At 70.5% G+C, this 18943-nt stretch carries 18 protein-coding genes; 7 read left to right on the top strand and 11 right to left on the bottom strand.

Features of this window, described 5'->3' with window-relative positions:
- Window positions 1-78: 78 nt before the first annotated feature.
- On the top strand, window positions 79-1356 hold the full coding sequence (locus ACYVAG_RS15230; RefSeq protein WP_460771049.1) for a thymidine phosphorylase: 1278 nt from the start codon (window positions 79-81) through the stop codon (window positions 1354-1356).
- Window positions 1357-1485: 129 nt separating this feature from the next.
- Here the strand turns inward: ACYVAG_RS15230 and ACYVAG_RS15225 are convergent, their stop codons facing one another.
- A complete protein-coding gene (locus ACYVAG_RS15225) occupies window positions 1486-2580 on the bottom strand; it encodes a branched-chain amino acid aminotransferase (protein ID WP_460771047.1) in 1095 nt (364 codons plus the stop codon).
- 74 nt (window positions 2581-2654) lie between these two features.
- Between ACYVAG_RS15225 and ACYVAG_RS15220 the strand changes: the two genes are divergently transcribed.
- Window positions 2655-3734 (top strand): 3-isopropylmalate dehydrogenase, encoded by a 1080-nt coding sequence (locus tag ACYVAG_RS15220; RefSeq protein ID WP_460771045.1) that lies wholly within the window; start codon window positions 2655-2657, stop codon window positions 3732-3734.
- Between the two features lie 130 nt (window positions 3735-3864).
- On the opposite strand, the gene ACYVAG_RS15215 is transcribed toward ACYVAG_RS15220, so the two are convergent.
- Window positions 3865-3996, bottom strand: coding sequence for a hypothetical protein (locus tag ACYVAG_RS15215; RefSeq protein WP_460771043.1), 132 nt, complete (start codon window positions 3994-3996; stop codon window positions 3865-3867).
- Window positions 3997-4161: 165 nt separating this feature from the next.
- On the opposite strand from ACYVAG_RS15215, the gene ACYVAG_RS15210 reads away from it, so the two are divergent.
- Both ACYVAG_RS15210 and ACYVAG_RS15205 read left to right on the top strand, forming a co-directional pair.
- The gene (locus tag ACYVAG_RS15210; protein ID WP_460771041.1) at window positions 4162-4728 is read left to right on the top strand and encodes an O-methyltransferase; all 567 of its coding nucleotides are present in this window, start codon (window positions 4162-4164) and stop codon (window positions 4726-4728) included.
- 57 nt (window positions 4729-4785) lie between these two features.
- Complete coding sequence (locus tag ACYVAG_RS15205; RefSeq protein ID WP_460771040.1) at window positions 4786-5358, top strand: hypothetical protein; 573 nt, start codon at window positions 4786-4788, stop codon at window positions 5356-5358.
- A gap of 158 nt (window positions 5359-5516) precedes the next feature.
- Here the strand turns inward: ACYVAG_RS15205 and ilvC are convergent, their stop codons facing one another.
- The 8 genes from ilvC to hisF all read right to left on the bottom strand — a co-directional run bounded on the left by ilvC (window position 5517) and on the right by hisF (window position 14526).
- Window positions 5517-6548: a ketol-acid reductoisomerase gene (ilvC, locus tag ACYVAG_RS15200; protein ID WP_460771038.1), complete on the bottom strand. Its 1032-nt coding sequence runs from the start codon at window positions 6546-6548 to the stop codon at window positions 5517-5519.
- A gap of 70 nt (window positions 6549-6618) precedes the next feature.
- Window positions 6619-7158, bottom strand: a complete 540-nt coding sequence (gene ilvN, locus ACYVAG_RS15195; protein WP_460771037.1) for an acetolactate synthase small subunit — start codon at window positions 7156-7158, stop codon at window positions 6619-6621.
- The gene (locus ACYVAG_RS15190) at window positions 7155-8978 is read right to left on the bottom strand and encodes an acetolactate synthase large subunit (RefSeq protein WP_460771035.1); all 1824 of its coding nucleotides are present in this window, start codon (window positions 8976-8978) and stop codon (window positions 7155-7157) included. The genes ilvN and ACYVAG_RS15190 overlap by 4 nt, the downstream gene beginning before the upstream one ends.
- 290 nt (window positions 8979-9268) lie before the next feature.
- Window positions 9269-11107 (bottom strand): dihydroxy-acid dehydratase, encoded by a 1839-nt coding sequence (gene ilvD / locus ACYVAG_RS15185; RefSeq protein WP_460771034.1) that lies wholly within the window; start codon window positions 11105-11107, stop codon window positions 9269-9271.
- A gap of 32 nt (window positions 11108-11139) precedes the next feature.
- Complete coding sequence (locus tag ACYVAG_RS15180; protein WP_460771032.1) at window positions 11140-12414, bottom strand: glycosyltransferase 87 family protein; 1275 nt, start codon at window positions 12412-12414, stop codon at window positions 11140-11142.
- On the bottom strand, window positions 12411-12812 hold the full coding sequence (locus ACYVAG_RS15175) for an HIT family protein (RefSeq protein WP_460771030.1): 402 nt from the start codon (window positions 12810-12812) through the stop codon (window positions 12411-12413). The genes ACYVAG_RS15180 and ACYVAG_RS15175 overlap by 4 nt, the downstream gene beginning before the upstream one ends.
- 18 nt (window positions 12813-12830) lie before the next feature.
- Window positions 12831-13748: a 2-hydroxyacid dehydrogenase gene (locus ACYVAG_RS15170; protein WP_460771029.1), complete on the bottom strand. Its 918-nt coding sequence runs from the start codon at window positions 13746-13748 to the stop codon at window positions 12831-12833.
- The gene (hisF, locus tag ACYVAG_RS15165; RefSeq protein ID WP_460771028.1) at window positions 13726-14526 is read right to left on the bottom strand and encodes an imidazole glycerol phosphate synthase subunit HisF; all 801 of its coding nucleotides are present in this window, start codon (window positions 14524-14526) and stop codon (window positions 13726-13728) included. The genes ACYVAG_RS15170 and hisF overlap by 23 nt, the downstream gene beginning before the upstream one ends.
- Before the next feature lie 36 nt (window positions 14527-14562).
- On the opposite strand from hisF, the gene ACYVAG_RS15160 reads away from it, so the two are divergent.
- Window positions 14563-16065, top strand: a complete 1503-nt coding sequence (locus tag ACYVAG_RS15160; protein WP_460771026.1) for a TldD/PmbA family protein — start codon at window positions 14563-14565, stop codon at window positions 16063-16065.
- Entirely contained in the window at window positions 16062-17498 is a 1437-nt protein-coding gene (locus ACYVAG_RS15155; RefSeq protein ID WP_460771025.1) for a metallopeptidase TldD-related protein, read from the top strand. The genes ACYVAG_RS15160 and ACYVAG_RS15155 overlap by 4 nt, the downstream gene beginning before the upstream one ends.
- Here ACYVAG_RS15155 and ACYVAG_RS15150 read toward each other — a convergent pair.
- The gene (locus ACYVAG_RS15150) at window positions 17423-18064 is read right to left on the bottom strand and encodes a flavin reductase family protein (RefSeq protein ID WP_460771023.1); all 642 of its coding nucleotides are present in this window, start codon (window positions 18062-18064) and stop codon (window positions 17423-17425) included. The genes ACYVAG_RS15155 and ACYVAG_RS15150 overlap by 76 nt on opposite strands.
- Before the next feature lie 64 nt (window positions 18065-18128).
- On the opposite strand from ACYVAG_RS15150, the gene ACYVAG_RS15145 reads away from it, so the two are divergent.
- The gene (locus tag ACYVAG_RS15145; protein ID WP_460771021.1) at window positions 18129-18662 is read left to right on the top strand and encodes an ArsR/SmtB family transcription factor; all 534 of its coding nucleotides are present in this window, start codon (window positions 18129-18131) and stop codon (window positions 18660-18662) included.
- Window positions 18663-18943: the final 281 nt, after the last annotated feature.

The raw sequence follows: 18943 nt of genomic DNA, 5'->3' as shown, positions 1-18943 counted from the left end.
GGATCGCAGGCGGCGCGATCCCGCGCGGTCCAGTTGCGGCACGATGCGGACGATGGACGAATGCGCGAGGATGGGCCCATGAGCAGCTTCGACGCCGTAGAGATGATCCGCACCAAGCGCGACGGGGGCACGTTCACCGACGCCCAGGTCGACTGGATCATCGAGGCCTACACCTCTGGGACGATCGCCGACGAGCAGATGTCGGCCCTCGCCATGGCCATCTTCTTCCGCGGCATGCAGCCCGCGGAGCTGTCCCGCTGGACCAACGCCATGATCGCCACCGGCGAGCGCCTCGACTTCTCGTCGCTGTCGCGCCCCACGGCCGACAAGCACTCCACCGGCGGCGTCGGCGACAAGATCACCCTCCCGCTGGCCCCGCTCGTCGCGGCCTGCGGCGTCGCGGTCCCCCAGCTCTCGGGCCGCGGGCTCGGCCACACCGGCGGCACCCTCGACAAGCTCGAGGCCATCCCCGGCTGGCGCGCCGCGCTGTCCAACGCGGAGATGCTGCGCCAGCTCGAGGAGGTCGGCGCGGTGATCTGCGCCGCGGGCTCCGGCCTGGCCCCGGCTGACAAGAAGTTGTACGCCCTGCGCGACGTCACCGGCACCGTCGAGTCGGTCGAGCTGATCTCGAGCTCGATCATGAGCAAGAAGATCGCCGAGGGCACCGGCTGTCTGGTGCTCGACGTCAAGGTCGGCGCGGGCGCGTTCATGAAGACCGAGGCCGACGCGCGCCGCCTCGCCGAGACCATGGTGCGCCTCGGCAAGGACGCGGGTGTCCACACCGTCGCCCTGCTCACCGACATGGAGACACCGCTCGGGCTGACGGCCGGCAACGCGATCGAGGTGGCCGAGTCGGTCGAGGTGCTGGCCGGCGGCGGTCCCGCCGATGTCGTCGAGCTCACCGTGGCGCTGGCCCGCGAGATGCTGGCGGGGGCCGGCGTACGCGATGTCGACCCCGCCGAGGTGTTGGCCTCCGGCAGGGCCATGGACACGTGGAAGGCGATGATCTCCGCGCAGGGCGGTGACCCCGACGCCGACCTGCCGACGGCCCGTCACAACGACACGGTCACCGCCGACGCCGACGGCGTCGTCACGCGCCTGGACGCCATGGGCGTCGGCCTCGCGGCCTGGCGCCTGGGCGCCGGTCGCGCGCGCAAGGAGGACCCGGTGCAGGCAGGCGCCGGCGTGGTCATGCACGCCAAGCCCGGCGACCGCGTACGCGCCGGCGACCCGCTGTTCACGCTCCTCACCGACGACGAGGACCGCTTCGCCCGTGCCCGCGAGGCGCTCACCGACGCGGTGGAGGTCGGGGAGGCGTACGCGGCGCGGCCGGTGGTCATCGACCGGCTGGGGTGACGGGGAGGCTGCCCGAGTCGAAGGTGGCTTCGACTCGCTGGCGCTCGCTCAGCCAACGTGGGAACGCGCTCGCTCAGCCAACGTGGGAACGCGCTCGCTCAGCCAACGTGGCGGCGCCCCGCTCTGCCATCAGCAGACCCGGTGCATCCACCCGTGCGTGTCCTCGGCCCGGCCGTACTGCACGTCGAGGAGGTGGGTACGCATCGCCTGGGTGTGCTGGCCCACGCCGCCGTCGCCGACCTCGTAGCGCTCGCCGTCCTCGGTCAGGAACCAGCCGATGGGGGTGATCACCGCGGCGGTGCCGCAGGCGAAGACCTCCTTGATGTCGCCCGAGCGGATGCCGTCGAACAGCTCCGTCATCTCGACGGGCCGCTCGGTCGCGACGAGGCCGCGGTCGGCGGCCAGCCCGAGGATCGAGCCGCGCGTCACGCCCTCGAGGATCGACCCCGACAGCGCCGGGGTGACGAGCTCGCCCTCCTTGTTGACGAAGAACACGTTCATGCCGCCGAGCTCCTCGACGAACCGGTGCGTACCGGCGTCGGCGAACAGCACCTGCGAGCAGCCGTGGGTCGTGGCCTCCTGCTGCGCGAGCAGCGAGGACGCGTAGTTGCCGCCGCACTTGGCAGCGCCCGTTCCGCCGGCGCCGGCGCGCGAATACTGCGACGTGACCCAGATGCCGACCGGCTTCACACCCGTCGGGAAGTACGCACCCGCCGGGCTCGCGATGCAGCAGTAGGTGACGTGCTCGGCCGCGCGGACGCCGAGGAACGCCTCCGAGGCGAACATGAACGGGCGCAGATACAGGCTGGCCTCGCCGTCGCCCGGCTCGGGCACCCAGTTGCGGTCGGCCGACACCAGCGCGTCGACCGAGCCGATGAAGTCCCCGATGGGGAACTCCGGCAGGCCGAGGCGATGGGCCGACTTCACGAAGCGGGCGGCGTTCATGTCGGGGCGGAAGGTCCAGATCGAGCCGTCGGCGTGCCGATAGGCCTTGAGGCCCTCGAAGATCTCCTGGCCGTAGTGGAACACGCCGGCAGCGGGCTGCAGGCTGAACGGCCCGTAGGGCACGACGGCTGAGTCGTGCCAGCCGTCGCTGCGGGTCCAGGTGGCCACGGCCATGTGGTCGGAGAAGGTGGTGCCGAATCCGGGGTTGGCCAGCACGGCTGCCCGATCCTGCTCCGTCGCAGGCTGGGAATGGGGTCGCACGTCGAACATCAGGGTCATGGCAGCAAACTAACGCACCTGCCGAGTCGTGAGACACCGTCCTCGAAAGTCGTGGCGTCATTAGGGTTTGCCGGGTGTCGACCCATGATCATTCCCCGTCAGCAGACCGCCCCCTGATCGCCGTCATCGGCGGCGACGGCATCGGCCCGGAGGTGGTCGCCGAGGGCCTGAAGGTGCTCGCCGCCACCTGCGGTGACGACGCCTTCGAGCTCGTCCACCACGACCTCGGGGCCGAGCACTGGAAGCGGACCGGCGAGGTGCTGCCCGAGGCGAAGCTCGCCGAGATCGCGCGCGCCGACGCCATCCTGTTCGGCGCGATCGGCGCCGCACCGGGCGACACCGAGGTGCCGTCGGGCCTGATGGAGCGCGGCGTGATCCTGGCGCTGAGGTTCGCGTACGACCACCACGTCAACCTGCGCCCGGCCACCCTCTATCCCGGCGTTCCGACGCCACTGAACGAGGATGTGGTCGGCGGACGCGAGATCGACTTCGTCGTCGTCCGCGAGGGCACCGAGGGCCTCTATTGCGGCAATGGCGGCAACGTACGCACCGGCACGCCCCACGAGATCGCGACCGAGGTCAGCGTGAACACCGCGTACGGGGTCGAGCGCGTGGTGCGCGACGCGTTCGTCCGGGCGACCCAGCGCCGCAACCGGCTGACCCTGGTGCACAAGCACAACGTGCTGGTCCACGCCGGCGCGTTGTGGCGGCGGGTCTTCGAGTCGGTGGCCACGGAGTTCCCTCAGGTCGAGACCGACTACCTCCACATCGACGCCGCCACGATCTTCATGGCGACCGACCCGGCCCGCTTCGACGTGATCGTGACCGACAACCTGTTCGGCGACATCTTGACCGACCTGGCGGCAGCGGTCACGGGCGGCATCGGGCTCGCGGCCTCGGGCAACATCAACCCCAGCGGCGCCTTCCCCTCGATGTTCGAGCCGGTCCACGGGTCGGCGCCCGACATCGCCGGGCAGCAGCTCGCCGACCCGACGGCGGCCATTCTGTCCGCGGCCCTCATGCTGGACCACCTCGGCCGCAAGGACGACGGCGACCGCATCCGGGCCGCCGTCACCGCCGACATCGCCGAGCGAACCGGCCGCAGGTCGACCTCCGAGATCGGCGACGCGATCGCAGCGCGGGTGCGCGGCTGACCCTGGGCTCCGGTTGGAGCGAGTGCCGGCGGCTTCGACACGAGGCGCTCGCTCAGCCAACGTGGCGGCTGCCCCAAGAACACACGCCCCCGGCCTGATGGCCGGGGGCGTGCGACGTCTGCGGGGACGGTCAGCGCTCGAGGCGCGCCGGAATCTCGGGCGAACGCGAGTCGGTGCGGCGCTGGCGGCGACGAAGGACGGGCTTGGCCTCCTTCTCACGCGACTGCTCGCGGGTCCAATCCGCGGGATACATGTCATACATGGCGACTCCTTTCGTTCGTCGAGTGGTTCTCCGTGGGGCCGAATCTACGCCGACACGGCCCTACTATCCAGTATATGGGCGCTTTCGTCTCACTTTATGAACGTCCAGCGGTCCCGGATGGCGGACCGCGCGGCGTACGCGGCCCCGCGCAGGCACACTGCTTCGGTGAGTTCCCACCCCGATGTGCCGCCGCTGGTCACCAAGGCGCTGCGTGCGTCGCTCTCGCAGGGCTTCATCGAGGCCACCCGGAGCGAGACGGGGCGCCTGCTCGCCACCCTCGCCGCGACGCGGACCGGCACGATCGCCGAGTGTGGCACCGGGTGCGGCGTCGGCGCGGCGTGGCTGCGCAGCGGTGCGCCGACCGCGACGCGGGTGATCACCGCCGAACTCGACGACGAGCGGGCCCTGGGGGCGCGCGACACCTTCGCCGGTGACGACATCGAGGTGCTCTCGGCCGACTGGACCGAGCTCGGGCGGCGCGGCCCCTTCTCGCTGCTGTTCCTCGACGCGGCCATCGCGCGGGCGACCCAGGTGGACGAGGTCATCACACTGGTCGAGCCCGGCGGCATCGTGGTCATCGACGACCTCGTCCCCTGCCACACCTGGCCGCCGACCGACCACTCCGGCATCGACGTGATGCGGCTCGAGTGGCTCTCGGACGAGCGCGTGTCGAGCATGGAGGCCCTGGTGGCCGAGGACACGGCGGTGCTGGTGGCCGTTCGGCGGGGCTGATCAGGTTCACCCGTCGGATCGCCCGCCACGACCCGCGGATTCGGGCAGGATACGTCCATGGCAACGGTGCATCCCCACCTCGACGAGCAGGTCCGCAAGCGACGCAGCAGGTCGCTCAAGACTGTGGTCGGCGTGGCCGCGATGGGACTGGTCGTCATCGCGGCACTCCTGTTCATCATCAGCAACGCCGGCCGATGGGGGGTGCCGATGTTCAGCTTCACCAACGAGCACGGGTCGCACTGCAAGAACCAGTTCATCGGCCAGCGCTGCGAACCGATGACGCTGGCCGACATCGAGGCCCGTGCGGAGGCGGACATCCCCGACGACGCGCAGATCGTGTCCGCGGTGTTCACCAAGACCCACGACTACGACCTCGACGCCCGGCTGATCTATCCCGCCGCGTCGGCTGAAGCGGGCGTCGCCACGCTGGTGAAAGAGTTCGGCGAATGCAGGCCCGGCATCCCGACCCCCTTGACCCAGATCCCCGGGGTCAAGGACGTCTGCACCATGACCAACATCGGCCGCATCAGCACCGACGGCAAAAAGCCGGATCCCCGCATCTGGCAGGTCTCGAAGGGTCTGCAGCCCGACGGGCGGACCGCGGTGCACCTGCACGTGCGATCGCGGTAGCTCCTCGTCTCGCTGGCGCCTGTGCTGAGCGAGGCCGTCCACGGCCGAGACGAAGTGCTCGCTCGGAGAGCGTAGGACCAGCGAGACGAAGAGTGATCAGCGCCGCTGGCGCCCGCCCGGAACGTTCTCCGAGCGAGCGCCAGCGAGTCGAGGAGCGATCAGCGCGCCGCCGTGCCCTCGACGTAGTCGTCGTCGTGCGACTTCACCCACGCCATCAGGCCGCGGAGCTCGGCGCCCGTCTTCTCGATCGGGTGCTCGGCGCCCCTGGCGCGGAACTCGTTGAACTCCTTGGCTCCCGAGCTCTGGTCGTCCATGAACCGCTTCGCGAACGAGCCGTTCTGGATGTCGGCGAGGACGTCCTTCATGTTCTGCTTCACGTGGTCGTCGATGACGCGCGGGCCCGACACGTAGTCGCCGAACTCGGCGGTGTCGGAGATCGACCAGCGCTGCTTGGCGATGCCTCCCTCATACATCAGGTCGACGATCAGCTTCAGCTCGTGCAGGCATTCGAAGTACGCCACCTCGGGCTTGTAGCCCGCGTCGACCAGCGTCTCGAAGCCAGCCTGGATCAGCGCCGATGCGCCGCCGCAGAGCACGGCCTGCTCGCCGAACAGGTCGGTCTCGGTCTCCTCGGTGAACGTCGTCTTGATGCCGCCGGCGCGCAGGCCGCCGATGGCCTTCGCGTACGACAGGGCGAGGTCCCACGCCTTGCCGCTGGCGTCCTGCTCGACCGCGACGAGCACGGGCACGCCGCGCCCCTCGGAGTATTCGCGCCGCACGAGGTGGCCCGGGCCTTTGGGCGCGACCATGGCGACGTCGACGCCCTCGGGCGGGGTGATGAAGTCGAAGCGGATGTTGAAGCCGTGGGCGAAGAAGAGCGCGTCGCCGGGGACGAGGTTCGGCTCGACGGCCTCTTTGTAGAGCTTCGCCGCATGCTGGTCGGGCACCAGCATCATGATCAGGTCGGCCTCCTCGCACGCCTCGTAGGGCGTGAGGACGCGCAGGCCCTGGGCCTCGGCCTTCGCGCGGCTCTTCGAGCCCTCGGCCAGACCGACGCGGACGTCGACACCCGAGTCGCGGAGCGACAGCGCGTGGGCGTGGCCCTGGCTGCCGAAGCCGAGGATGGCGACGTTGCGCCCCTGGATCAGGCTGAGGTCGGCGTCGGTGTCGTAGTACAGATCGGTGGCCACGGTGGGTTCTCCCTTGTTCTTCTTGTTGTGTGGTTGGGGTTTGCGGGGTGGTGCGGCGGATGGAACAGCGTCACACCACGCGGATGGGTCGCGAGCGCTCGTTGCGCTGCGTACGCTCCGACAGCGAGCGGCTGCCGCGGGCGAGCGCGACCATGCCGGACTGCACGAGCTCCTTGAGTCCGTAGGGCTCCAGCATGCGCAGCAGGGCGTCGATCTTCTCAGGCCCGCCGGTCGCCTCGATCGTGATCGAGTCGGCGGCGACGTCGACGGTCTTGCAGCGGAACAGCGACACGATCTCGAGCACCTGGCCGCGGGTCTCGCCGGTGCAGTGCACCTTCACCAGAAGGAGTTCGCGGCGCACGGCCGTCGGCTCGAGCTCGACGATCTTGAGCACCTCGACGAGCTTGTTGAGCTGCTTGGTCAGCTGTTCGAGGGCGAAGTCGTCGACCATCGCCACGATGGTGATGCGCGACAGGTTGGGCTGTTCCGTGGGTCCCACCGCGAGCGACTGGATGTTGAAGCCGCGCCGGGAGAACAGGCCCGCGATGCGGGTGAGTACGCCGGGCTGGTCCAGCACCAGGACCGACAGGGTGTGGATGGGGGTGCTCACAGCTGCTCCTCGTCCCATTCGGGCGCCATGTCGCGCGCGATCTTGATGGCGTCGTTGCTCGTGCCGGCGGCCACCATCGGCCAGACCATGGCGTCCTTGTGGACCACGAACTCGACGACGACGGGTTGGTCGGTGATGGCCAGCGCCTGGCGGATGGTGTCGTCGACGTCCTCGGCCTTCTCGCAGCGCAGGCCGACGCAGCCCATGGCCTCGGCGAGCTTCGGGAAGTCGGGGATGCGGCTCGACTTGAGGTCGGTGTTGGAATAGCGACCCTCGTAGAACAGGGTCTGCCACTGCCGCACCATGCCGAGCGACTGGTTGTTGATGACCGCGATCTTGATCGGAATCCCTTCCAGTGCACAGGTCACGAGCTCCTGGTTGGTCATCTGGAAGCAGCCGTCGCCGTCGATGCCCCACACCACCGACTCGGGCTGCGCGACCTGCGCGCCCATCGCCGCAGGGACGCAGTAGCCCATGGTGCCGAGGCCGCCGGAGTTGAGCCAGTGGGTGGGCTCCTCGAACGGGAGGAAGTGGGCCGACCACATCTGGTGCTGCCCCACGCCCGAGGCGTAGTAGGCGTCCGGACCGGTGATCTCGCCGATGCGCTTGATCACGTGCTGGGGCGACAGGGTGCCGTCGGTGGGCTCGTCCCAGCCGGTCGGGTATTTCCGCCGCATCTCGGAAAGCTGCGCGTGCCACGGGGCGTAGTCGGGCAGGTCGGCTTCGCGGACCAGCGGCAGCAGGCCGCTCAGCACCTCGCGGCAGTCGCCCACGATCGGCACGTCGGCGACGCGGTTCTTCGAGATCTCGGCCGGGTCGACGTCGGCGTGGATCACCTTGGCCAGCGGCGCGAAGCTCGGCAGGTGGCCGGTCACGCGGTCGTCGAACCGCGTACCGATGGCGACCAGCAGGTCGGCACGCTGCAGTGCGCCCACGGCCGACACGGCGCCGTGCATGCCGGGCATGCCCATGTGGAGGTCGTGGCTGTCGGGGAACGCGCCCCGCGCCATCAGGGTCGTCACGACCGGGATGCCGGTCTCCTCGGCGAACTCACGCAGCTCGGCCCACGCGCGGGCGCGGATGACGCCGCCGCCCACATAGAGCACGGGACGCTGCGACTCCTTGAGGAGGCGTACGGCCTCGCGCAGCTGCTTGCCGTGGGGGCGCGTGGTGGGGCGATAGCCCGGCAGTTCGAGGGTGGCCGGCCAGACGAAGTCGGTCTCGGCCTGCAGGGCGTCCTTGGTGATGTCGACGAGCACCGGGCCGGGGCGGCCGGACGACGCGATGTGGAACGCCGCGGCGATGGCCTCGGGGATGTCCTCGGGCTTCGTGACGAGAAAGTTGTGCTTGGTGATCGGCATGGTGATGCCGCGGATGTCGGCCTCCTGGAACGCGTCCGTGCCAATGGACGCGCTGCCCACCTGGCCGGTGATCGCGACGATCGGCACCGAGTCCATGTAGGCGTCCGCCAGCGGCGTCACGAGGTTCGTCGCGCCGGGGCCCGACGTGGCCATGCAGACGCCGACCTTGCCGGTGGCGACCGCGTACCCCTCGGCGGCGTGGCCCGCGCCCTGCTCGTGGCGGACGAGGATGTGGCGTACCTTCTCGGAATCGAAGAGGGGGTCATAGGCCGGGAGGATCGCGCCGCCCGGAATGCCGAAGACGACCTCCGCCCCGACCATCTCGAGCGAGCGGACCAGCGACTGCGAGCCGGTGACCCGCCCGGGGGGCGTCGTGTCCGGCTCCCCCACCGAGGTGTCCTGCGCCTGCGGCACCACCAGGGCCTCGACCCCGGCTGCCTTCTCCTGCTTCACCTTCATGGTGTGTTCCTTTACGTCTGTGACGGCCGGCGACGCGCCCTGCGCACCGGGTCATCAGCACGTTCATCTCGAAACTGCTTCCTCGGATCGGGGATCGGCCCGATACGAAAAAACCCCCGTCGCCGTGGGCGTCGAGGGAGCGTGTCGCGGTGAGGGATCGACCTCAGGCGACACGCTTGATGATGACGAGAGTCTGGCACTGCTGCACACGTTCACCCTGTCGCAGATCTGCACTGGTGTCAATCCGTGGACACCTGATCTCAGAATCCGGACAGGGTGAACGGTGTCGTTCAGTTGACCTCGCGTACAGCGCCGAAGCTCGCCGGCCGGACCAGGGACGCGTACGCCTGCAGGGCCTTGCTGACCACGCGCTCGCGGTTGGCGGGGCGCCACGAGGTCTCCCCCATCTCAGCACGCCGGCGCTCGAGCTCGTCGTCGGGGACGTTGAGCTGGAGCTTGCGCGCGTGGATGTCGATCTCGATCTCGTCTCCGTCGCGGACGAGGCCGATGGTGCCGCCGCCCGCCGCCTCGGGCGACACGTGGCCGACCGACAGGCCGGAGGTGGCGCCCGAGAAGCGGCCGTCGGTGATCAGCGCGCACTGCGTGCCGAGGCCGCGCCCCTTGAGGAACGACGTGGGATAGAGCATCTCCTGCATGCCGGGGCCGCCCTTCGGGCCCTCGTAGCGGATGACGACGACGTGGCCCGGACGCACGACCTTGTTGAGGATCTTCTCGACGGCCTCCTCCTGCGACTCCATGACGATGGCCTCGCCGACGAAGTGGAACAGCGACTCGTCGACGCCGGCGCTCTTGATCACCGAGCCCTGCTCGGCGAGGTTGCCGTAGAGGATCGCGAGCCCGCCGTCGACGGTGTACGCATGCTCCACCGACCGGATGCACCCGTCGGCCTGGTCGGTGTCGAGCGAGTCCCAGCGGTTCTCGGTCGAGAAGGCCTGGGTGGTGCGTACGCCGCCCGGGGCCGCATGGAACAGCTCGATGGCCTGCTCGGTGGCCTTGCCGCCGCGGACGTCCCACGCGTCGAGCCACGACTGGAGGTCGTCGGAGTGGACGCTGTGGACGTCGGTCTCGAGCAGGCCGGCGCGGTTGAGCTCGCCCAGGATGGCCGGGATTCCGCCGGCGCGATGGACGTCCTCCATGTGGTATTTCGGCGAGTTCGGCGCAACCTTGGACAGGCACGGCACCTTCGTCGAGAGGTCTTGGATGTCGTCGAGGGTGAAGTCGATCTCGCCCTCGATGGCGGTCGCGAGCGTGTGGAGGATCGTGTTGGTCGAGCCGCCCATGGCGATGTCGAGGCACATGGCGTTGCGGAACGCGGCCTTCGTCGCGATGTTGCGCGGCAGGACCGACTCGTCGTCACCGTCGTAGTAGCGCTTGGTCAGGTCGACAACGCGCCGGCCGGCCTCGAGGAACAGCTCACGGCGGGCGGCGTGGGTGGCCAGCGTCGAGCCGTTGCCCGGCAGGGACAGGCCGAGCGCCTCGGTCAGGCAGTTCATCGAGTTGGCCGTGAACATGCCGGAACACGAGCCGCATGTCGGGCAGGCCGAACGCTCCATCTCGTCGATGCCGGCGTCGCCGATCTGGTCGTTGGCGGTGGCGGACATGGCCGAGCTCAGGTCGGTCGAGGGGTAGGCCACGCCGTCGAGCACCATCGCCTTGCCGGCCTCCATCGGGCCGCCCGAGACGAACACCACGGGGATGTTGAGGCGCATCGCGGCCATCAGCATGCCGGGCGTGATCTTGTCGCAGTTGGAGATGCAGACGATCGCGTCGGCGCAGTGGGCGTTGACCATGTATTCGACCGAGTCGGCGATCAGCTCGCGGCTCGGCAGCGAATAGAGCATGCCGCCATGGCCCATCGCGATGCCGTCGTCGACCGCGATGGTGTTGAACTCCTTCGACACACCTCCCGCCTCGGCGATGGCCGACGCGACGAGGTCACCCATGTCCTTGAGGTGCACGTGGCCCGGCACGAACTGCGTGTAGGAGTTCGCGATGGCGATGATCGGCTTGCCGAAGTCGTCATCTCCCATGCCGGTGGCGCGCCACAACGACCGGGCGCCGGCCATGTTGCGACCGTGGGTGGACGTGCGGGAACGAAGCTGCGGCATGACGTGGTCCTTCCGTGCGTGGACCAACGAGGCTACTCCGGAGCAGGCGTACGCTCCGGCGGGCCCACGATGCGGGAACCGGACCTTGCCCGGGCGGGCTCCGTGCGCGCCGGGGCGATGAACCAGGCGAGCGTCGCCATCACGAGCAGCGTCGCCCAGAGCGGGCCCACGAGGCCGAGCGCGACCTGGCCCGGGTCCCGGCCCGCAGCGGCTGCAGGTCCGACCCTACCCCACACCAGCACCGGGCACAGCGCCACCCACACGGCCCACGCGGCGTACGCGGCCCGCAGCCACACCGGCACGCGCAGGCCGGCCGGCGCCACGGCGCCGATGAGGACAAGGACAGCCCAGACGTAGTGGTGGGTCCACGCGATCGGCGAGGCGAGGCACGTCGCGACGCCGATGGTGCCGACGGCGAGCACGCCAGCGTGCCGGGCGTGCAGGCGCGCGGCGCAGAGCGCGGCGACGACCGCGGTCACGACCCCCGCGGCCAACGCCACGGCGTGGATCGTTGGCGAGGTGCCCAATCGGTTGATGGCGCCGACCAGGGACTGGTTGCCGATGTACCTCGGGTCGCCGTAGAGGTCGTTGGCGAGGACCTTGCGCAGGAAGGTCGCCGAGGCGTGCGGCATCGCGAGCGCCCCGACGCCGGTGAGGACCACGAACGTCGTCACGGTGACGACCGCGAGACGCCAGCGGCGGGTCGCCACGGCGTACAGCACGAACAGCAACGGGGTGAGCTTGATGGCCGCGGCGATGCCGAGCAGGATGCCGGCGCGCCGGCGATGGCGCCCGCGGCGCGCGTGGCCGATCGGGTGGTCCGGCAGGAGGTCGGCGACGACCAGGGTCATCAGCAGGAGGTTGACCTGGCCGTAGCCGAGCGTCGTGCGCAGCGGCTCGACGGCGATCATGAGCAGGGCGCCGAGTGCCCCGAGCGTCGGCCCCCGTCGGATACCGGCGCGGCGCAGGACGAGGCCGAGGGCGAGGACGTTGGCCACGATCCAGAGCAGTTGCAGGACCGTGCGCGGGACCAGGCCCAGCGGCGCCATCAGCAGGGCGGCGATCGGCGGATAGATGAAGGGGAGGTCCCACCCGGGCGTACGCACGGCATAGACATCGCCCCCGTCGAGCAGGGTGCGCCCCGCCAGGCGATAGACGTCGAGATCGATCATGTTGGGCCGCCACGGCCACGCCGAGCCGTCCTTGATCACCCAGGGGACGACGAGCAGCGCCACCACCAGCGCCGGGAGGTGTTCGACGACGAAGCGCCCGACCCGGGAGGCGGCGGTCGGCCGGGGTCCCGTCACCGCGTCAGCAGGGCGTGCACGGCGTCGAGGTCGTCGGCAGCCGCCTCGTCGCGCTGGAAGAGCCCGCGCAGTCCGGGCGCCTTCGCATAGCGCGGCACGAGGTGGACGTGGAGGTGGAACACCTCCTGGCCCGCGACCTTCCCGGCCGAGCTGAACACGTTCATGCCATCGGCGTCGAGGCGCTCGACGAGCAGGCGGGACGTCGCCTCGATGGCGGGCGCGACCTCGGTGAGCGCGGGCGGGTCGGCGAGGACGTCGTCGACGTGGCGGCGCGGGATGACGAGCGTGTGGCCGCGATGGAAGGGTGCGATGTCGAGGAAGGCGACCGCGTGGTCGTCGGCGTACACCTGCTTGGAAGGGATGTCACCGGCGACGATCGAGCAGAACAGGCAGTCCATGGGAGCAGTGTGGCACGTTCAGTTCACGCGGTGGAGGAGTTCCTCGCCCGCCGCGAGTCGCCGGAGTTGCTCGGCGAGCAGCGCGTGGAATCGGGGGAAGAACGATGTCGCGGCGCCGCCGCGGTGGGGGACGACGATGACGCCGGGGGTCTCCCAGAGCGGATGTCCGGGCGGGAGCGGCTCGGGGTCGGTGACGTCGAGGGCGGCGCGGATGCGACCCGTCGCGCAGGCCTCGACCAGGGCATCGGTGTCGACGACGGGTCCGCGCGCGACGTTCACGACGAGCGCGTCGTCCGGCAGCAGCGCGAGGCGCCGGGCGTCCATGAGGTGGCGGGTCTCGGGCGTGAGCGGACAGATCAGGCAGACGATGTCGGCGGTCGGCAGGAGGTCGTCGAGCTCGTCGATGGCGTGGATGCCGTCGCGGGCGGTCCGGGCGACGCGGGCGATCGAGGCGACCTCGAAGCCCTCCAACCGGCGCTCGATGGCGCCACCGATGCGGCCGGCCCCGACGATGAGGACGCGGCGGTCGGCGAGGCTGATGCCGAACCGCGGGTCCCACTCCCCTCGCTCCTGGGCCCGGGCGTAGTGGTCGAGCCGCCGCCCCGACGCCAGCATCAGCGCGACCGCCAGCTCGGCGGTGGCCGCGTCATGGACGCCCGCGGCGTTGTGGAGGGTGACGCCGTCGGGGAGCAGCTCCCGCAGCCCCTCGAAGCCCGCCTGGCTCAGCTGCACCGCCTTGAGGTTCGGCATCTCGTCGACGCGCGCGAGGATCGCGTCGCCGGTCAGGTAGGGCTGGGCGATGAACTCCACCTCGTCCAGACGATCGGGCCACGGGGCGCTCGGGTCGGGGACGCCCACGACCTCGACACCGTCGGGCAGCGGGCCCATCAGTCGTTCGGCCTCGACCTGGTCGTCACACGGCAGCCACACCAGCACGGGGATCCACCTCCACGAGTCGCACGGGGAAGCCGGCCTCGGCGAGGGCGGCCTTGACGTCAGCAACACGTACGGCGCCGAAATGGAAGACGCTCGCGGCCAGCACCGCGTCGGCTCCGGCGCGGGCGGCGTCGACGAAGTGGCCCACCTCGCCCGCTCCGCCCGACGCGATCACCGGCACCTGGACGGCGGCCCGCATGGCCTCGATCATCTCGACGTCGAAGCCGTCGCGCGTCCCGTCGGCGTCCATCGAGTTCAGCAGGATCTCGCCCGCCCCCAGGTCGACCGCGCGCTTCGCCCACTCGAGCGCGTCGAGCCCGGCGGCCGTGCGGCCGCCGTGGGTGGTGACGCCGAATCCCGACGGCTGGCCGGGCTCCCGGCGGGCGTCGACCGACAGCACGAGGACCTGGTTGCCGAAGCGCATCGTGATCTCGCGGATGAGCTCGGGGCGGCGGATGGCCGCGGTGTTGACCCCGACCTTGTCGGCCCCCGTGCGCAGGAGGTCGTCGACGTCCTGCACGCTCGCCACTCCCCCGCCGACCGTGAGCGGGATGAAGACGCTCTCGGCCGTGCGCCGCACGACGTCACGGGTCGTCTCGCGGCCCTCGTGGGACGCGGAGATGTCCAGGAACGTGAGCTCGTCGATGTGGGCGCGGTCGTACGCGGCCGCGAGCTCGACAGGGTCGCCGGCGTCGCGGAGGGCGCTGAAGTTCACGCCCTTGACGACCCGGCCGTCGTGCACGTCCAGGCAGGCGATGACGCGGATGGCAACGGTCATGGGGGTCAGGCTACTGGTGGGGCCTAGGGTGGCCGCATGGGTGAACACCGGGTGGACGAACGATTCGCGTCGCTGCCGCTGGAGGCGCTGGCCGATGCGGCGCTGCAGCGGGCCAAGGACCTCGGGGCGGAGCACGCCGACGTGCGCATCGAGCGGCTCGAGCAGGGCTCGCGGGTGGTGCGGGACGGGCGGCTGGAGAGCGCCAACGACGGTGTGGTCCTCGGGCTCGCGGTGCGCGTCGTCCATCAGGGCGCGTGGGGCTTCGCGTCCGGCATCACGTTGACGTCCGGGGCCGCGGCCACGATCGCGGAGCAGTCCGTCGCCACGGCCAGGGTCGCCGCGTCGCTCGGCGGGGCGTCGGTCGAGCTGGCTCCCGAGCCGGTGCACCGCGGCGAATGGGTGTCCGCGTACGCAGTGAATCCCTTCTCCGTCAGTGAATCCGATCGCGTCGGTCGCCTCGTCGAGCTGTCGCGTGCGCTGCTGGACGCCGACGGAGTCGACCACGTCGACGCGTCGGTGCTGTTCCAGCAGGAGAACAAGTTCTATGCCGACCTCGCCGGGACGTCGACGCTGCAGCAGCGGGTCCGCATCCACCCGGAGTTCACGGCGGTCAGCATCGGCGACCACGGCTTCGCCTCCATGCGCACGCTGGCCCCGCCCGTCGGGCGCGGCTGGGAATACCTCACGGGGACCGGCTGGGACTTCGACGCCGAAGTCGCCGCGATCCCTGCCCTGCTTGCGGAACACGCGGCCGCACCGTCGGTGGAGGCGGGCGCGTACGACCTGGTGATCGAGCCGTCGAACCTCTGGCTGACGATCCACGAGTCGATCGCCCATGGCACCGAGCTCGACCGCGCGCTGGGTTATGAGGCGGCGTACGCGGGCACGTCGTTCGCGACGTTCGACCAGCTGAACTCCTTGGCGTACGGGTCGGAGGCGCTGAACGTGACCGGCGACCGCGTCACGCCGCACGGCCTCGCGACCATCGGGTGGGACGACGAGGGCGTGGCCGCGCAGACCTTCGACATCGTGCGCGACGGCACGCTAGTGGGCTATCAGCTGAACCGACAGATGGCGCGGGAGTTGGGATTCGGGCGATCGAACGGCTGCGCCTTCGCCGACTCCCCCGGCCACATCCCGCTGCAGCGCATGCCGAACGTGTCCGTGGCCGCCGACCCGGACGGACCCTCGGTGGCCGAACTGATCGGGCGGGTCGAGCGCGGGCTCTATGTGGTGGGCGACAAGTCGTGGTCGATCGACATGCAGCGCTACAACTTCCAGTTCACCGGCCAGCGGTTCTTCCGCATCGAGAACGGCGAACTGGCCGGACAGGTCCGCGACGTGGCCTACCAGGCGACGACGACGGAGTTCTGGGGCTCGATGGAGGCGGTGGGCGGCCCGGAGACCTATCTGCTCGCGGGGGCCATGAACTGCGGCAAGGGACAGCCGGGCCAGGTCGCCGCGGTGTCCCACGGGACACCGGCCGCACTGTTCCGCGGCATCAACGTGCTCAACACGACGCAGGAGGGTGGACGATGACGAACCCCGACGCGCGGGTCGCCGCGTGGATCGAGGCGGCGCTCGAACGCGCCGCCGACCGGACCGACGCCTGCATGGTCATCGTCGACGAGGCGACGCAGGCCAACCTCCGTTGGGCCAACAACGCGCTGACCACGAACGGGCAGATGCACAGCCGCACCGGCACGGTGATCGCGATCGCCGACCGCGACGGCGGCCGCTGCGCCTCGGTGGTGCAGGGCATGGTGGCTGACTCCGAGGCGCTGGGATCGCTGGTGGACAAGGCGATCGCCGGCCTCACGGACGCGTCACCCGCCGAGGACGGGATGCCACTGGTCGACGGCGGAGTCTCCGAGGACTGGGATCGTGCGGCTGACCAGACGTCGATCGCCGTGCTGGAAGGGTTCGCGGCCGGGCTGGGGCGCTGCTTCGGCCGCGCGGCCGGCCGCGATCTCCGAGCGAGCGCCGGCGAGGCGAGGAGTCACCTCCTGTTCGGCTTCGCCGAACACCACCTGACGACGACCTGGCTCGGCACCTCGGCGGGCACGCGGCTGCGGCACACCCAGCCCATGGGCCGGGTCGAGTTGAACGCCAAGCACACCGACATGATCGGCTCGGCGTGGGTGGGGCGCGCGACCGTCGACTTCGCCGACATCGACGCGGAGGCGCTCGTCGACGAGGTCCTGGAGCGACTTTCGTGGTCGGAGAACCGCATCGACCTGCCGGCGGGCGACTACGAGACGATCCTGCCGCCGTCGGCGGTGGCCGACCTGATGATCAGCGCCTATTGGGGCATGGGTGCGCGCGCGGCCGCGGAGGGGCGGAATGCCTTCTCCCGCAAGGGAAAGCCGGGCGAGACCCGCATCGGCGACCGGCTGTCCGAGCTCCCGCTCACCTTGGCGAGCGACCCCGCCGACGCCGAGCTGCGTACGACGCCGTTCGTCGTTGCGCACGCCTCGGCCGAGGGCGAACAATCGGTGTTCGACAACGGAGTTGCGACCGCGCGTACGGCGTGGGTCGATCGCGGCCAACTGGCCGACCTGGTGCGGACGCGCAAGGTGGCCGCCGACCAGGGGCTCGAGCCGAGGCCGGCGACGTGGAACCTGCGGCTGGACGGCGACGGAACGGCCTCGCTGCAGGACATGATCGCGTCGACGAAGCGGGGGCTTCTGCTGACGTGCCTGTGGTACATGCGGGAGGTCGATCCCGAGCGGCTGCTGATGACCGGACTCACGCGCGACGGTGTCTATCTGATCGAGGACGGCGAGGTCGTGGGCGCGGTGAACAACTTCAGGTTCAACGAGTCGCCGGTGGAGCTGCTGGGGCGCGTCAGCGAGGTGTCGCGCGCCGAGCCCACGCTCTGTCGTGAGTGGAACGACTACTTCACGCTGACGGCGATGCCGGCCATCCGCGTGCCGGACTTCCACATGTCGACGGTGTCGAAGGCCCACTGACGGTCGGCTGAGCGAGCGCCTCGAGTCGAAGCGTCGGCTGAGCGAGCGCCTCGAGTCGAAGCGTCGGCTGAGCGAGCGCCTCGAGTCGAAGCGTCGGCGTGGGCGTGGACCCGGCGTACGCGCAGTTGGTAGGCCATCATCAGGGCGCTCATCGGCATCGTGTCGACGAGTTCCGCCTCGAGCTGCACGGGGCACTCGGCGACGCGTGCCGGAGCCACGAGGTCGGAGGGCTCCGGCGTGAATCCGCCGAGGCTCCACTTGTCCGGCTCGTGGCGATAGACGCCCCGCTTGGGTTCGGGCACCTCGGGCGATCCGGTGGTCGGAGCGATGGCCTCCACCGCGGCGCACTGGTGGGCGCCGACGAGGTTGAGCACGGCCTGACCGTTGCGTTCGAGGTTCTCCGCACCGCGGTGGACGCGCAGCATGCCGAGCACATAGCGGTCCTCCAGCGACCAGGTGGAGGAGATGGGGGTCAGGTTGGTGGAGCCGTCGGCGTTGCTGGTCGAGACGATCACCACCGCGGAGCCGAAATAGTGGACCGAGGGACTGATGACGAGGGTTCTCATGGTTCGACCCTGGTGTCCCGACCGTTCGGTGGGCGCCGCACCATCGCCGGGGTTGAATGGGCCCATGGCCACCACACCGTCGCAGCCCGACCTCGCCGGGGTCGCCCGCGCCCTCGCCGACGAGTCGCGCGCCACCATGGCCGTGGCCCTCCTGGACGACCGCGCGTGGACGGCGGGCGAGCTGGCGGCGTACGCGGGGATCGCCCGCAGCACGGCTTCGGCCCACCTCGACCAGCTCGTGGCCGTGGGACTGGTGTCGGAGTTGCGCCAGGGACGCCACCGCTATCTGCGCCTGACTGACGCCTCGGTGGCCGACGCGATCGAGGCGCTGGCCCAACTCAGCGGCCGTGAGCGACCGGCCGCCCCCAACCTGTCCTCGCAGCGCGTCGACGCGGAGCTGCGGGCCGGGCGCACGTGCTATCGGCACCTGGCGGGAGCGCTGGGGCTGCACCTCACCGAGGAATGGCGACGCCTGGGGGTGGTGACCGAGGCGTGGGAGCTGACGGCCGACGGGCGGGAATGGCTGTCGTCATTGGAGGTTCCGGACCTCGGGGACACACGCCGAGCGCTGGTCCGGCCGTGCCTCGACTGGACCTAGCGCCGGGAACACATGGCCGGCGCTGCGGCGGACGCGTTCGCCCAGCACTGCCTGGAGCGAGGCTGGCTGGCGCGCGGGAGCCACACGCGATCGGTGCGGGTGACCGACGAGGGACGCCAGGCGCTGACCGCGGCGGGGGTGAGGGACCTTTGACGGCTCATCCCAAAGCAGGGTGGGTTCTGAATCCGCCGGTCTCGAGTAGGCATCGGGCGATGTAGTTGGTGAGGTTGCGGAAGCCCAGGGCAGAGCCGCGGAGGTGTTCGAGCCGCCCGTTCAGGGCT

The organism is Mariniluteicoccus flavus (genome assembly GCF_054776655.1).
Note: the sequence above shows the minus strand (reverse complement) of the source record. Positions and strands in the feature narration are given on the sequence as shown.

Excerpts from the sequence above, each read along its gene's own strand:
- ACYVAG_RS15230 (WP_460771049.1), top strand. The coding sequence starts at position 79 with ATGAGCAGCTTCGACGCCGTAGAGATGATCCGCACCAAGCGCGACGGG.
- ACYVAG_RS15225 (WP_460771047.1), bottom strand. The coding sequence starts at position 2,580 with ATGACCCTGATGTTCGACGTGCGACCCCATTCCCAGCCTGCGACGGAG.
- ACYVAG_RS15215 (WP_460771043.1), bottom strand. The coding sequence starts at position 3,996 with ATGTATGACATGTATCCCGCGGATTGGACCCGCGAGCAGTCGCGTGAG.
- ACYVAG_RS15205 (WP_460771040.1), top strand. The coding sequence starts at position 4,786 with ATGGCAACGGTGCATCCCCACCTCGACGAGCAGGTCCGCAAGCGACGC.
- ACYVAG_RS15190 (WP_460771035.1), bottom strand. The coding sequence starts at position 8,978 with ATGAAGGTGAAGCAGGAGAAGGCAGCCGGGGTCGAGGCCCTGGTGGTG.
- ilvD (WP_460771034.1), bottom strand. The coding sequence starts at position 11,107 with ATGCCGCAGCTTCGTTCCCGCACGTCCACCCACGGTCGCAACATGGCC.
- ACYVAG_RS15175 (WP_460771030.1), bottom strand. The coding sequence starts at position 12,812 with ATGGACTGCCTGTTCTGCTCGATCGTCGCCGGTGACATCCCTTCCAAG.
- hisF (WP_460771028.1), bottom strand. The coding sequence starts at position 14,526 with ATGACCGTTGCCATCCGCGTCATCGCCTGCCTGGACGTGCACGACGGC.
- ACYVAG_RS15160 (WP_460771026.1), top strand. The coding sequence starts at position 14,563 with ATGGGTGAACACCGGGTGGACGAACGATTCGCGTCGCTGCCGCTGGAG.
- ACYVAG_RS15155 (WP_460771025.1), top strand. The coding sequence starts at position 16,062 with ATGACGAACCCCGACGCGCGGGTCGCCGCGTGGATCGAGGCGGCGCTC.
- ACYVAG_RS15150 (WP_460771023.1), bottom strand. The coding sequence starts at position 18,064 with ATGAGAACCCTCGTCATCAGTCCCTCGGTCCACTATTTCGGCTCCGCG.
- ACYVAG_RS15145 (WP_460771021.1), top strand. The coding sequence starts at position 18,129 with ATGGCCACCACACCGTCGCAGCCCGACCTCGCCGGGGTCGCCCGCGCC.